The organism is Paenibacillus aceti (genome assembly GCF_003614185.1).
Lineage (GTDB): Bacteria > Bacillota > Bacilli > Paenibacillales > Paenibacillaceae > Fontibacillus > Fontibacillus aceti.
This window is the reverse complement of record NZ_KZ987724.1, coordinates 3,154,923-3,169,854: the sequence shown is the minus strand read 5'-3', so window position 1 is coordinate 3,169,854 and position 14,932 is coordinate 3,154,923. Positions and strand designations below refer to the sequence as shown.

13 protein-coding genes are annotated in these 14,932 nt (G+C 42.3%); all 13 read left to right on the top strand.

The annotated features are described in order from the left end of the window. Window positions 1–23: 23 nt before the first annotated feature. The 13 genes from BFJ94_RS14120 to BFJ94_RS14060 all read left to right on the top strand — a co-directional run bounded on the left by BFJ94_RS14120 (window position 24) and on the right by BFJ94_RS14060 (window position 14,896). On the top strand, window positions 24–5,036 hold the full coding sequence (locus tag BFJ94_RS14120) for a hypothetical protein (protein WP_120463242.1): 5,013 nt from the start codon (window positions 24–26) through the stop codon (window positions 5,034–5,036). A 126-nt stretch (window positions 5,037–5,162) separates the two neighbouring features. Beyond that, window positions 5,163–5,477 carry a hypothetical protein gene (locus BFJ94_RS14115; RefSeq protein WP_120463241.1) on the top strand — a complete coding sequence of 105 codons (315 nt, stop codon included), beginning with the start codon at window positions 5,163–5,165 and terminating at the stop codon, window positions 5,475–5,477. Window positions 5,478–5,786: 309 nt separating this feature from the next. After that, window positions 5,787–6,554: a hypothetical protein gene (locus BFJ94_RS14110; RefSeq protein ID WP_120463240.1), complete on the top strand. Its 768-nt coding sequence runs from the start codon at window positions 5,787–5,789 to the stop codon at window positions 6,552–6,554. Next, the gene (locus tag BFJ94_RS14105; RefSeq protein WP_120463239.1) at window positions 6,554–7,450 is read left to right on the top strand and encodes a DNA adenine methylase; all 897 of its coding nucleotides are present in this window, start codon (window positions 6,554–6,556) and stop codon (window positions 7,448–7,450) included. The genes BFJ94_RS14110 and BFJ94_RS14105 overlap by 1 nt, the downstream gene beginning before the upstream one ends. An 865-nt stretch (window positions 7,451–8,315) precedes the next feature. Further along, window positions 8,316–8,498, top strand: a complete 183-nt coding sequence (locus BFJ94_RS14100; RefSeq protein WP_120463238.1) for a hypothetical protein — start codon at window positions 8,316–8,318, stop codon at window positions 8,496–8,498. Between the two features lie 60 nt (window positions 8,499–8,558). Further along, a complete protein-coding gene (locus BFJ94_RS14095; protein ID WP_120463237.1) occupies window positions 8,559–8,780 on the top strand; it encodes a DUF5348 domain-containing protein in 222 nt (73 codons plus the stop codon). A gap of 15 nt (window positions 8,781–8,795) precedes the next feature. Then, entirely contained in the window at window positions 8,796–9,320 is a 525-nt protein-coding gene (locus tag BFJ94_RS14090; protein ID WP_120463236.1) for a recombinase family protein, read from the top strand. A 22-nt stretch (window positions 9,321–9,342) separates the two neighbouring features. Next, window positions 9,343–10,008 carry a hypothetical protein gene (locus tag BFJ94_RS14085; protein WP_120463235.1) on the top strand — a complete coding sequence of 222 codons (666 nt, stop codon included), beginning with the start codon at window positions 9,343–9,345 and terminating at the stop codon, window positions 10,006–10,008. Between the two features lie 33 nt (window positions 10,009–10,041). Then, entirely contained in the window at window positions 10,042–10,731 is a 690-nt protein-coding gene (locus BFJ94_RS14080) for an HNH endonuclease (protein ID WP_120463234.1), read from the top strand. Between the two features lie 1,095 nt (window positions 10,732–11,826). Next, a complete protein-coding gene (locus BFJ94_RS14075; RefSeq protein ID WP_120463233.1) occupies window positions 11,827–12,252 on the top strand; it encodes a hypothetical protein in 426 nt (141 codons plus the stop codon). Continuing rightward, the gene (locus tag BFJ94_RS14070; RefSeq protein WP_120463232.1) at window positions 12,249–13,079 is read left to right on the top strand and encodes a hypothetical protein; all 831 of its coding nucleotides are present in this window, start codon (window positions 12,249–12,251) and stop codon (window positions 13,077–13,079) included. Before BFJ94_RS14075 ends, BFJ94_RS14070 begins: the two co-directional genes overlap by 4 nt. Before the next feature lie 4 nt (window positions 13,080–13,083). Continuing rightward, a complete protein-coding gene (locus BFJ94_RS14065) occupies window positions 13,084–13,773 on the top strand; it encodes a hypothetical protein (protein ID WP_120463231.1) in 690 nt (229 codons plus the stop codon). Window positions 13,774–14,326: 553 nt separating this feature from the next. After that, a complete protein-coding gene (locus BFJ94_RS14060) occupies window positions 14,327–14,896 on the top strand; it encodes a hypothetical protein (protein WP_162944285.1) in 570 nt (189 codons plus the stop codon). Window positions 14,897–14,932: the final 36 nt, after the last annotated feature.

The following is a 14,932-nucleotide window of genomic DNA, read 5'->3' as shown; positions in this document are numbered from 1 at the left end:
CAGCAAAAGGGAGGAAATGAAGGATGAGAAGGATAGTTTCCAGCATTTTAGTCCTCGCCCTGCTTCTTTCGTTATTCGCAGCTTCAGCCTTTGCGAGTGAAGTTGAGCCTAACGAAATTGTCCAGAGCGAAATTGAAGCAGAAGGAGGCACACAGCCCGAAGGGGGCGATTCAGTCAATGAAGCCATCTCGACCGAAGATGAACCCAATGATTTAACCAGTCAGACCACTCAACCCAATGAGACCGCACAACCCGAAGAGACCACAAATACAGTCTCTTCCGACAACACAGCCCGAACAGTAACAGACGGTCTGCATGTTGTAGTTTATTACGAGTCCGATCAAGACTCCTACATCCCCGAGTTCAAGTTGGAACTATGGAATGTAGCCGAAGACAAATTAATTAGCAGCGCGGTAGGCAACAGCCAGAACTTCAGTAACGGCAAGTACAGCCTGATTTTCAATCACCCAGGCTTCAAGCTAGGTGATCAGTTCGCACTAATCCTAAGAAGTGCTGACGGTATCATTGATGAGATTAATTTCAATGGCTACAGCGTGAAGGTAAACACCCACTTCAAGTTCGGCATTGAGCCATTCGTTTATTATGAAGGGGTAAATGACGAGAAGGTTTTCCAATACCTGACCGCCACGAAGCTTAACCCCATCGAGGCTTCGCTTAAGACCAACGGGAAAAAGATTGGACTGCAGCTCCAATCTGAATCAGGCACACCCTTGAAGCAGCTACCAGTCAATATCAAGCTATTGGAAGGCAAGGGAACCCTAACAGCCAAGTCAAATGACAGCGGTATGGTATGGCTCGACAGCAACAAGCTAACTTGGAAATTCCTCGTTTCAGCGGAAGGAAAGATCGTCAAAGACGGTTCGAACGGTAAAGCCGAAATCGAGCTTCCTTCAACCGTTATAGCCAACACGCAGAAGGGCGTCCTGACTTTCCCAATCGTATTTGAAACTGAGTCAACAAGCGGCAGCTTAAAGGTAGACTTCTCGACCGAAGCCAATACGGACTTGAGTAAAGCATGGTCAGAATTCGATATTGCTCTTTCTGATCCTAATGGGGTATCCAGCACTTTCACTGCGAGTCTGGACACCACTGAGATCGAAGGAATTGCAAACGGCAAATACAAGGCATCGGTCACAGCCAAGTATGCAGAGGTCAAGCTCAATTCCGATGCCCTTGTTACCCTGAATGATGGTAAAGGGGGCATCGGGGGCATCGTTAAGCCGAAGCATCTCCTCGAAATTAGTAAGGACGGCAAATCATTCAACTTCTCTGTCATCAACGTTGAGAAGGTTGCGGACAAGCAATACAAAGGCACTAATCCAATCTCATTCGCGGTAACGCCGGGAGAATCGTTTATGATTAAGGATAACGATACAGGTAAAGTAGAGACAGTCGCCATCGACGCCAACTCCCCGATCACTAGAGTCGTTTTAGGTGCAGGAGTCGTTTTCGGCGGTTCGGCAAGCACACCCCATACAGGGGATGACATTATCTATTTAGTAATTGGTTTTATCTTGTCATTGAGTGTAGCGGCAGGATGTTTTGTTCTCTACAACAGAAAACGTAAAAATTCCTCACCTAAGATTTCGGCATTGAGTATTATGCTGGCGGTCGCGTTGGTAGCTCCGCTTTTTGCCCCTTCAGGGGTTCATGCAGCTTCATCGGATGCAAACGTGGGAGGTACTCCACCTGCATCGGGCGGTGCTAATTCATCAACTGCGGCAGGAACGTTCCAAACCTCCGAGCGGATCGCCGTTTTGCAGTTTGGTTTCATCCCGAACAAGGTCAAATCGGATGGTAAAGGGGTTCTGAATCCTGATTCGAAGAAGGCTGATCTCGAAGATCCGTTCAAGTTCAATTATGAAGACCTGTTGTTCTACATGGCTCCGAGCAAGACTTCGGACAACTTATTCCGTAAAGCTGGCTCAGGCGTAATCACCTTTGAGCGAGGAACTGGAGTATCGACTCTTTACGGAAACAACCCACTCTATCCAGATAGCCCTAAAGGTCAGAGCCATGCCGAGTTGATGAAGCGTACTTTGGATTACGCCGACAAAGCCATAGCCAAATCGAGCAACATCAACTACTTCGAGCAAATCATTGCCGATACGCTGTACAATATCGCTCCGAGCGATTCGAACCGTACTCTTTCCGGTGAAGGTAACGTGAAGGTGATTGGTGATTCCTTGAAAGGGATGATCGAAGCCTACATTCTCCGTCACGGTAGCCAAGATGCAGGAGAGCAGTTCGATGCCCAAGTTATTGGCAGTCTGATGTTCTCGGGGTATCTGGACTTGATCAAGTCAAAAGGAATCTTGAAAGGCGAGGACTACATCACTTTCGAACAAATGATGCGTGACAAGTTCAACAAGAATGAACTGATCTTCTTCGCCCAAACAGTTATCGGTATCTCGGTCAAGGATAGTCGTAGTGCATATGATCGTGACTATGCCTTTATCTCGATGCACGATGCAACGGACTGGTATCTCTGGACAAGACAAAAGGCTCGTCCGACCGATTCCGTTCTGCAGGGGTTAACAGCAAATCGAGAATTTGAAGCTGTCTCGAAAGGTGGAGCTACCTCTGCCGAGCAAGGTTCCCAATCTCCCTACAAGGAGAACGGCAACCTCCCGAATACGTTCAGAACATATGCCCGAGACTTCTACGCCAGAACGTTGAAGCCAGTAAGTTCTGCAATCCCGATGTCATCGGACGCTTCGGTCAATGGATTCGGCGGTTGGGGTTATCAACCTTGGGGTTACGGAGACGGAGAAGCTGCGAAAAAACCTGCAATCACGGCTGAGTTGAACGTAACGGTAGTTGACAAAAACGGTAACCCAACAAAGGATTCGTTCACGGTTCCAGTCAATGGATGGTCAGAAGAAAGCCAGAAGTATTTGGGTGATTTGAAGTCAGCAAGCGATGTATTCATCGCAGGGGGTATGTCTGTAGGGCATAACGGAAAGACCTACGACATTCTTCCAGACGAAAAAGCAAAATTCGAACTTATCGATATGAAGGATAAAGAAAATATCAATAAGCGACAGCTTACGAAAGAAGCAGCCGGTGAAGAAGGAACAGTCTCCATTCCTACATCTGGTTCAGACCTTTGGGAAATTGAGCTTGGATGGGACACTCCGCTTCCACTTGATCTGCATAAGTATTTAGGAGGAACGACTTCGTTAGCTTCTTCTACAGTCGAGAACAAATATGAAGGTTCGGATGCTTACTCCAATGCTCAACTCACTTTGTATGTGAAAGCTAAAGAGGACTCAATTGAGCCAATCGCTTCGAACTACGATGTTCCTCAATGGAGACTTTCGAAGTATTGGGATAACATCTCGGATAAGGGTATCAACAAAGCAAGGTTCAATTTGTCTTTACCGATCAGCACGTTCACGAACCCTAAACTTAGTCCTTCTGGAAACACATTGTTTAGCTTAGTTGATCCAGACTTGAGCAATACACCTTGGGCATTAAGCCGAGCGAAACTGTTTAATGATACACCAACTAAGAACATCTCGGTATATAACCCTGCAGCATCGTTCAATTTAGCTGGCGATCTGTTAGCTGTTCGAGACAACAGTTCGGTAGCGAATATCAAACTGGCTTCATGGTTGAACAATTTCAGTTTATTTGATGGAAGGATCGCTTCAGCAAGTACAGGCGCAGCTGAGAATAAGCCAGTTGTATCGAAGTCACATGATTTTAAATATGGGGTAAAAAGCCCTTATTCCTCCTATACGTACAGCGAGACGAGATACAATTGGGTTTCAACGCAGTATGGTGGTTATTATGTTCCATATACTTGGTCGGGGTCGGCAACACCGTCGTATCTGACGGCAGACTATGAAACAAGCATCCGCTTTAACCGTTACATTCCGAAAGATAGCTCGGCTCCAAAAGCGATTGCCGATGCTTCCGATTCAGCTAACGGTATGTTCTGGCAAGCCAAACAAGGCAAAGAAACCTTAAAAGTGAATCCAGAGGTTCTATACGCCTACGATGATGCGTCAGGAAACACAAGTGTTGCCTTCGCCGCGGGCGACAAGCTGAGAGAAATTCGTCCAGTGAGCTACAATCTGGCTCAATTCGTTAATGTCGGGGTCAAGCCAGAAGTAGTCGGCGCAAGTACGGCGACCGATGCAAATGCAAAAGCCCTAGCGAAGAATCTGAACGCTGGAGGTAAGCAGGTCATCTATAAGGGGTCAGCGATAACCACGAACTTTGAAGTGACGGGCGAATTGGAGTTGAAGACCTTTGCTCTCGACATCGGTTCTTCCGCACTTAAGAACGCTTGGAATCCATCCTCGGCTTATAGTACGGATGCCATCAATGAAACATACTTGAGCGAGTATGCTACAAAGGATGAAGCTACTGGTAAATGGCAAGTAACCTTCGATGCTGATGGCAAACTGGTCATCGACAATAAGGAGCATGGCGGTCAATCTGCCAAGCTGACAGCAACAGAGTCGAAATCAACTGTTACCGAACATACATTGGAAGTGCGCGGCGGTAAATTGGTCGGGGTTGATGGCAATCGAAACTTGGACAGCCTTCCGCAAGAATTGAAGGACGCTCTCACTCGGATGCATATTCTCGGTAACGATAACATCTTCAGTTCCTTCGAGAGCGGCAACGGTGATAAGCTTACTGAGCAAGCCGTAGCGACCCTCGGTAACGCGGTAAGGGGTTCGAATGATCTGAAGGTTGGTTCTGGATGGTATGCAGAAGATACGACTACCTTGGTCATTCGTGTCTATACAACAACCTTCGAATTGCCGAGCCATATGTATGTCGACAAAATACCGATGGAGATTCCAGGGCTTGAGGTATCTGGCGACAAGAATCAATTCTTCAGCAAGGGCTTCACTGGGCATACGAAGCTGAGCTACAAAGTTGGTCATGTCGGCATGGTGTTCGACAGCTCCAAGGGCGACTTTGGCGGTAAACGGTCGACTGACTTCATAGTGGGTAACACTTCGATAATGGACACGTTCAGTACAGTTCAATAAAGCTCTACCTTAATGGGAGGTGTCGAGAAATCGGCACCTTCTTTATTTTTGGGGTTCAATTCACCTTCGTTTCAAGTTATAGTAGATACATTTATTTTCCTACCATTCTTGAAATGAGGTGATGTTATGGCTAAATTATCCGAGTTGTCGTTGTATGCCAGATTCAAGTGGGCGGTTCCGGTCGTTCCCACAGTTAAAAAGGATGAGGGATTCTTTAGTGATCCCAAGCCTTGGGATTTTGATGAGCCAGTGCTGGAACTGATTGAACAGATGCTTGCTGAAATCGAAGAGTTCTTTTCCTCAAGGAGCATGCCAGTAGAAGTGGCAATTTATGAAATCAGGGAAGTATTCGACCGGCTCCATGTCGAGATGTACAGTCCACATCAGGAAGTCTACCTGATCGTAGAGAAGTACAAGAAGCTATCCGAAAACCTGTTTTAACTTTGTGGAAGGTGTCGAGAAAATCGGCATCTTCTTTTTATGTGACGATTATTTTATAAGCGCTCGATTGTTTAGTTCGATTTAATGGGGTTCCTGTAGAAGCTTATTACTAATCGATTCAAGCAGGATAAGGTTCCTTTGATTCCCCGCCATCCCTCCAACCTTTGAATGGGATTCGCACAACTATTATTTACAAGCATTTGTATGGAGTTGGGACGACAAGGGGCTTACATAACTTAACTTCAACACATGATTCAAGAGTCAACAGCTTCTAAGTGATTAAAATTCAATCACTTGGAGGTAAGCGGTATGAATGAGAAAGACTTATCGGTTTCAAATGAGGTTCAAGGCAACGATGAAAAGATTGCCGAGTTCAAAGGAAGTGCAGCTAAGGAAGCCGATGCTATATGGAGCGTCGATGTGTTTTATGGATGGCAGTCAGCATCTGGTCGTGAAAAGAACGTAGTGGAAGTCACTTGTAAGCTGGACGGTCAAAAGTTCTATTATCTACTCGAAGACCTGCGAGACATCAAGCAGACGGATCTGGTTATTAAGAGCCTTGGTTCAATTGCTCTCATCAAGCGCAGTTACATTAAGCACTTTGTCGATGTTGCTGACGGAATGATCATGGAAAAGAAGCAGAAATTGATGGACTGTATCGATGTGTATGTTCCATTTGACTTGGGGTCATTGAATGCCCTGCAGCATTATCGACTTGTTTATCGGCACTTTCAGGAAAACCAGGAGAAGTTCCCTACAAAGATCAGCAACACCTTCAATTCGGAGGAACATGAAGGAGCAATCCTTGATGTAGAGTACCCTGTCGACAAAGAAGGCGTTCTGACAATTGCGTTTTTGCGCGAAGACTTTAGGAGTCTGTTCAGTGTCAGGAATGACAATGAGTACAATCAAATTCTTGATGCTTTGCATACTCTTGGGGTTCTGATTCCGAATTCAGGCAAAAAGAAAAAGAAGTCGGAGGCATTCACATTTGAACGCACCTTGTCAAAAGGGGTTGAAGTGAAATTCTTTATGATTCGTATTGACCCATCTTTATTCAAGGGGGAACTGGCGTAATGGCAACTAGACCAGATCCGTTCCCGACCCTTGGCGGAAAATCGCAGATCATTGATCGAATGGTTGAGATTTTCCATTATTGCATTGAAGAGTATGGTTTGACAGGAGCAGTCGATTATTTCATGGGTGGTAATCGGCTTTTCCTCCACCTTGATTGTGACCAAATTAAGTTCAAACTGGCTAATGAGATCGATCGAGGGGTTGTCGCCTTTTTCAAATGTTTGCAAGACCCATACAAGACTGATCAACTAATCGATTCAATTTGGAAGCTGGCGGATTATGTTGATACTGAGGAGCGCTTTACAACTGCTTGTGAAATAAGGCTGGATGAGCAAACCGATGAAATTATCTCAGGCGCTTTGACGTATATCGTTACCATGCATAGCAGGGCAACAAATAGGCAGGATTTCTGCAAAGCAAACGTAGGAACCAAACTAATTCATTCTAGTCTGGACAAGTTGGTAGGTTTCGATGAAATCATTGGCGATGTTCAGATTTACTGTGGAGATTATAAAGAACAGTTCCATAAGTATAAGCATCGGGAAGACCTTCTTGTGTGGTTAGATCCCCCGTATCTGACTACGGAAGCTGTTGAGGGGAAGAGGGGTAATCGGAAGAAAACAAAAGCTACAAACGGTTATGTCCATCCGTTTACTAAAGAGGATCATGAATTAATGATCGACAACATAACGTCACCTGAATGTAAGAACAAGATTATTGTAAGTGGCTATAAAAATGATGCTTATAGGCGACTTGAGCAGAATGGGTTTTACAGGTATTTCGTTGGAACGGTTCACGTCCCGAGTTCAGGGATAGGTAAGATGATTGCCGAGTATATTTGGAGTAACATCAAGATTCCAGATTGGGTTCTTGACTGGACACATAATGCCGAGTAGAAGGATTGAACTTCCTCCATCCCTCCAACCTGTTGAACTCGAAATATGCTGATTCTGTTGAATTATCTTGATTTGTCACAATAATCCTTGAGAACGGCATAACGACAGCCTTATACCAGTAACGATCAGAAAACACTCTCGACCAGGCAATCTGTGCTGAGAGTGTTTTTCTTATGCCTAAAGGAACAAAATGGGCGTAATTTTTGCAATTACGAGAGCTGCAACTGACAGCATGTTGTCGCAAACCCTTCTATAAACACACTTTTTTGAGCAGAACACCATTCGAACTATCTCGAGGTATGCCTTAAAACACACTACGCTCCTTATTTGACGCGAATTTCTTGCAATTCGTGTCGAAAGCTGTCAGTAAGAACGATGAAGAAGGGATTTCGAGGGGATTCCATGTTCGGTTGAAGGAGTCGATGAAATTTTGAGTTAAGCAACATCAGTTCGATATTCTGTGATCCCGTTTTTCCGTAACTCCTGATTTTCTCCGAATGTAAACCTATTCCAGTATCGGTCGCCCTGCTCCTTTCTGCGGCGGCTTTTGCTCGGCGGTCTAAATCGGCTCGTATAGCCGCCGACTCCCTTGGCAGGTCTATTCCCCTTAGTTTTGCCCTTTCGGTCGCTTACAGGGGCTTTCAGGGCGTCCTGCTCAGTTGTCGCCTTGTCGCTCTGTATGGGGTTCTCGTTTTTCCAGTCGTATCAAGGGTTTTCGGGCTTTTTGGTTCTAAAAATTAACCCTAAAAAAGATCAAAAAACACTTGAATTAATCACTAAATGAAGCTATTATTGATACACGTTAAATAACTTAAATTTACTAAAAAAGTAAATTTAAGTAAAAATAATCGGGAGGATGATAAAGATGTTTATAGCTTTGATGGTTTTGGGGATTGTTTTGTTTCTGCCATTTGTACTTCTGAATTTGGAACTTGTGAAGATTGGTATTAACAGAGAAGTGCCGATTACTCATCGACACATTGCCGGATATGCACTGATCATTGAAGCGGCAGTGATTGGGATATTAGCCGTGATTTTAATCTTGTAATTTGCAACAGTGAACTTGAAGTTTGTAAAAGAACAAGATGGAACGAGAGGAGCGAACTTCATGGCAGACAAAATTCCTATGCAATATGATGCTGATGCAGATCGGTGGTATGTGATTCTCAATGATAAGAAATGCTGGATGCATTGCGGTGAAGGCTTTGAGCTTTACATTTGTGGTGATCAAGTTCCATGTCGGCTTGAGCTAGACCATGATTGGTATGTAGTCATTCAAGGCATCAGCTTCAATTTAAGAAAAGGGACTAAGTACATGGTTAATGTATAAGAGAGGGGTAAAAATATGGCACGACTTGCCTATATCCGCTGTCAACGCAAGCAGGAAATCGAAGAATTTGAGCAGCAAGCTCAGGCAGATGAAGTATTTATTGATTTGGCTAACGAATTCGGTGTTACTTTGAACAATTCGCTTGAAGTAATGCTCGAAAAGTTAGTCAGTGGTGATGAGGTTGTTGTTCGAGGGTTGAGTGAACTGGCAGATACCGTAGCCGAATTACGTTCATTAATGGCGACTTTGCGTGATATAGGTACTGAACTACATCTTCTGAACTCAGTCAGTACAGGTGTCCTTTCGGATGAAGGACTTAAGATCCTCACGTTAATAGATACTTTCATAAAAGAAAAGGAACAAATTCGGGAAAAGAAGAAGCGAAAAGGCAGACCTGTGCAACCTTACCCTCCCAACTTCCTTGAAGTATATAAGGGATATCGGAATAAGGAATATAACAGGCTGGAAGCAGCAAAGAAGTTACAAATTAGTGTTAATACATTTCGAGATTTGATTATTGTTTTTGAATTTAGGTTTTAATTTGGAAAGGAGAGAGTTGGAGGTGATAACTTTTAGTGTGAATCCGACAGAAGAGCGGATTGGAGATGCTGGAGTAAGGGTTGTACCTAGGAAGAAACCTGTAGCCCATTACAGTCGCTTTGAAAGTTTAGGAATAAGCGAAGGTTTTGTTAAAACGGTTGATGGGTATTTGGATCAGCCCATAAAAGTAGGCGCATTTGGATATGTGGTTGAGAAAAATACAAAAATGGCTATTAGCAGCAAGGAGGTTCCGATTCTGACGGTTGATGAAATTGAAGCCGGTCGTAAAGGCGGGGTATCGGAAGCAGTCTTTAAGATAAAGGATTTTTCTGATAATGACAGGTGGCTTGAATCGTTAGACACTGATTACGAAGTAATCAAGGCTGTATTTGAACTGGTGGAGACCGAGATATATAACCATAAGAAAAAGTGGTTGCGCTTAGTTATAGAAATTGCTTTAAGAACAGGCAGATCAAAAGATATTGATTATCTTGGAAGATTGATTGAAGAATTCAACGATTTTAGCAGACTGCCGCTTGTATCGCAAGATAAAGAGTGTTTCAAGTCATTTATCAACCCAAACATGATTCAAAAAGTAATCATCTACTTGGAGGAACACAGTTTAAGGGATTTAGTAGGGTATATCATTACAAATAAAAAGGCAGCTGATGCTGTTGGATTGTCTTGATGTGATTAACTCATAGTTGAGGAGGGGTTAAAAGTGATCATAACTAACATGGAGAATGGAAGCATAACTTATAAATCAACTGGTTTATGTCTCGGCAGGAAAATCAAAATTAGACATTCGTGGGAACCGAGCCAGAAAAAGATGGTATATGCATATAACCGAGCAATTGAAGTTTTTCCAGGAGTTGCCCAGACAACATATGAAAACTATACAATTCTTGTACATCCGGAGAGCGGGGAAGCATATTGGTTCAACAATCGACTCTACTCAGCAACATATGAGGAAAATAAATTGATACTTGCTAAGAAAGAGAAATCTCTTGTTGTTTATAAAGATGGGGTTTTTTATCCCACTGACAGAAGCTTTTTATTGAATGGCTATTCTAAAGCAGGAGGGAACAACAAATACAAATGCATAAAACTTGGTACTAGGAAGAGGGGACATTTTATTCCCAGAATACATCAATTGGTCATTCTAATGTGTTTCGGATCGGAAATGGCAATCAATGCACTGGGGCAAAAAGGTCGGATATTTGATATTAATCATATTGATGGTGACCCAACTAACTGCCGACTGGATAACTTAGAGATCGGAACTAGATCGTATAATAAAACACATTACGAAAAATATCTAAGAGAACGTCCAATGTTAGTAGTTCGTAACGGAGAAGTTGTATTTGCTGAATGGTGTTTAGGCGAATCGGAAGATGAGCAGTGTGGTTAAGATATACGAATGATTAGGAGAAGTAGTTAAATGTTAAGAAAATGGTCTATAGTGTAGCGAGACTCGTATCCAGAGATCTCGCTATTTTTATCCTCTCAGGGGTATTGACCGAACTTTATCGGAAATTCTGGACTAACATGCACCGCCGCGAAGGTTTTATCGTGGTTCTAATTAAAACTTTGATTTTTAAGAGTAGCTTAAGAACGGGATATTTGAAGTGAATTCCTGAGAAAATAACTGAGTTAATTTAGAAGAGCGAATCCACTTTTCATAAACAGTGAAGTTTGGTTATCCAACCGAACAGAAATTGAATAAATAAGCGAAGTGGAATTAGAACAGCGAACAGAAATTTTATACAAGGCGAAGTGGATTCAGAAGGAACGAACAGAAGCCTTATATAGTGTCGAGCCGATATACCCAGCCGAACACAATTTTATAAAAGATATGAGCAGTTCAAAAACTGAGTCAGAAACGCATATGAAGAGCTAGGTCTTTTTATTATGCTGTCACATCAAATACCAGTTCTAAGATTTGTTTAGACTACTCGTTCCCTAAATTATGTTCTTAATCGAGGCTTTAGTGTGTCTCTATCTGATCCGTTTATTAGATAGGTCGAAATAAAAATATAATCCAGAGTTGAATCATGACCTTCTAGAACCATTTTCCTCCCAACCCTTCGGAAAACTGTTGATTTCTCGTCAGTTGAATTAATATCCCTCTACTCTTTCCTGACATAATTTGATTTAATCCGAACCAATGTGCAGCAACAAAAATAATCTTGAGATAATTTCGGTTTACTCACGAAATAGGATCGCATTCAGGAATTGAAAATGAAGCAAAATTACAGTACTTACAAGCTCACTTTCTCAAAACTGACTTAAATTCAGATTGTGCTTTCAGTTTAGCCCTGATTTTCCTCTCTGGCTCTAGGGTTTTTCATTTCAAAAGAAAATCAGAGGACTTACGTCAGCCCGATATGCGGCTAATTTAAGTAAGTCGGTATGGAATTAACGAAAGATGCTTTTATTATGTCGTTTCACGCCGATTTAGCCGAATACCAGTCGAAAGTATTACATGAAGAAAGGATTTGATCGAATGGATCAGCCAAAGAAAATGTTGTGGTGGCAGATAACTGAAGCTGTTTCGACAATCGAGAAAAATCTAAAGTCGAAGGAGTTCAATGATGCAGACAGGGAGTTAGAGTTTCAGAAGTATAAGACCATTCAAACTATTATTTTATCATTAGGAGAACTCAGCAATCTAAGTGAGAAGTCAAAACTAAGGTACGAGATGTGGATAAACAAAAGCACAGGCAGAAATTCTTCAAAACAGGCAGCGAAGTACGGCATAACGACTGACTCATTACGATCCAAGATCATTTACTTTGATAACAAACTCAGAGTTTTGGTGGGTGATCAGACTATTGCTTCAATAGTTTCCGCTACATCCGCAGAGCAGCTAGTAGCAATAATGAATCAATTTATACAAAATGCCAAGGAGAGAAAGGGCGTGTTTATGTGATCTTCCCAAAAAAGCTGGAGAATGCAATTATTACAGTTAAAAATAAACTGCCAGAGAGCGACCCCTTCTCAGATACAACGCAAATCCAACAAAGTAAATTGGATGCTCTGATGGGGATCGTGAACTTTGTAAAGCAGATGAATTACATTAAAAGTCCGAGGGTAAAGGAGAAATTCTCCTTCTTCCTTCGATCCAAATATGATTATCAGGAAACAGCGACCCACTTCGGGACATCTCGTAATTCGATTGATGTTATGGTATCACGGGTTTCGCGGCAGTTAGAGTCACTTGTCGGTAAAGAGACCATCGACATGATACTTCAAGATAAGGTATCGGAGGCGTTAAGAGTATTCAGGTCAGGGATATTAAACGAATCAGCAAAGGGGTTTTTCTTGCCGGAAGCGGCAAAGTATTTGCCCGAACCCAAGTATCGAATGTTCAGTTCCCTAGAGGAATGCAGTTCTGAGATTCGTTTTTTAAATGTTCTAACAGAACATGGAATGAAAAACACGATTGAGGAGTGTGATCAGGAGAAATTGGCACATATTCTCTATCTGATTTCGGATAATTCTAAGAAATTGATTGAGGAAGCAGGCGATGATAAGGTTCTTCAGTCGTATTTTGAGAATGGGCATCATAGCCGTGAGAAAGTAGCCATTGAACGCCAAGCTATCTTGAAGTTATTTAATGGAGAATTCAGTACGACGGACAATGGTGAACCCATAAGTAACAAGTATCAAGTCGAGAAAGCACTCGATGAGGTACGGAGACAACACATATTCCATGATGCCGGTTCAGGGCTTGAGTTGGCTTCCAAGGAGGGGTAAGCACATGTATTTAAAGGCTATTCCGCTATACAAATTACCTGCTGATACTTCTGTTCATTTCCTCAAAACCAACCTTGAACAAATGAAATATGATGAAATGAGTGAGTTAGCGGCAGCTCCATATCGAGATGAGAACTGGGTAAGGCTTGCATATTCTGTTTCAATAACAGCCTTTCGTCCATATATTGATGAGAGCTTTGCAGAAATAGTGGAGAGGAAGTCAACGGTCGATCAATTCGCTTATGGGGATTGCAAGATAGTCAACGCGGTATCGTCTGTAAACTGCTTATATTTCGACACTTCGTTCCGTTCCCCAGGAACTTGCGATTGTTCACGCGAATTCAAATTCTTTTCAGGAGAGCATTTCTTCGGGGGCATCGGGGTATATACGATTAAATTATCTTCTGATAGCACTTCAGGAGACAAGATACGATCAATTACCTCAATAGCAAGATACTGTCTCCAGAGTGGCAATCCCTTCAATCGTTTGCTCATAGCGGTCGTAAAGCCGGATAAATGGGAACTTGCTTTTGCTCAAGTGAAACTATTACTTCCTCCAGTTGCAAAAATAAGATCCTGTAAAGTAACGACCACCTTGTTTTATAATCCAGTTGATTTTTTCCAGGCGATACTCAGCGGCAGAGAAGTGAAAGATATTAAACACGAACAATACAGGTCAAGGTTTAGTTTTTAATAAGCCGACTTAGGATGATTTTTCGAAGTTTAAGACTACAGGGTGTATATTTTATGGTCGTTCTTCCGCCTAAAGCCAAGAATATCTGTGCTTTTGTGAGTGATTTAATTCCATTGCAAAGTAAATTAAACCGATTTGCTTGTATTATGTTTCCTTCTGGCGAGTATGTTTCAATAGCCTGAAACTGATCTTGCTCAATAACACACATTAGTTGCTAAATCTTCAAGTGCATCTCCCTTCGGGGTATGATGCACTTTTTTATTTTTACGGAAAATTTGAAAACTAGTCTCGAGATCCAATGAATTTTAGGAGTGGATAGCTGATCAATTTTATATTAAGTGGATATTGAACATCAGATTAGCCATTGGTCCGATTTTCAATATCTTAGCCGCATTTCAATCTCCTTTGCCCATGTGCAGTTCCTGCATGTGGGATCTTTTAGGAAGTTTCTAAAAGAACACTTCATCGATGTTTGCAACAGTAATTGATGATTGCTCTTGAAACACAAAGGATGATGGAGGGAACCAAATACAGATATGAAAGGATGATCAAGGTGAGCAAAGACAATGAACAGTATTCTGATCAAAATCAAAGTAAAGAAAAGAAGAAAAAGAAGGTCACTTTACTCATTGGAATCGTTGTTCTTATAGCGATTTTATTGATGATTATTCGGAGTTGTTCTTCTGATCCCGTAGCTCCAGTGGAACGCAATGATCCTATTGCAAGACCAGGTGTAGGTGAAGTACTTGATGGCGACCTTCCGAATATGTCGGACGAGCAAATTAGAGAGTATTTAAAGAAGAAACAAGATGCTTCACTTTTTACTACTGCAGTTAATGCGGAAGCCACTTTTGAAACTGGAAGCAATGTACTGAATCTGATGGTTGCCAATCCTGAAAAGAACTCAGTGGACTGCTACTTCGAAATTGTAGACGCGGGAGAAGTCATCTACACTTCCCCATTATTAAAACCAAAGCAATACATCCAAAGTGCAGAGCTTTCCAAGGTGCTATCTGAGGACATAAACAAGCTGATCGTCCGGTATAACGAGGTTTATCAGGACAATATCATTGGTGTAGTTGAGGTTGCGATTCAAGCAGTTAATAAATCTAAGGGGGTCTAGGAATGCCAATTTGGTTCGATACCTCTTGAATAATCA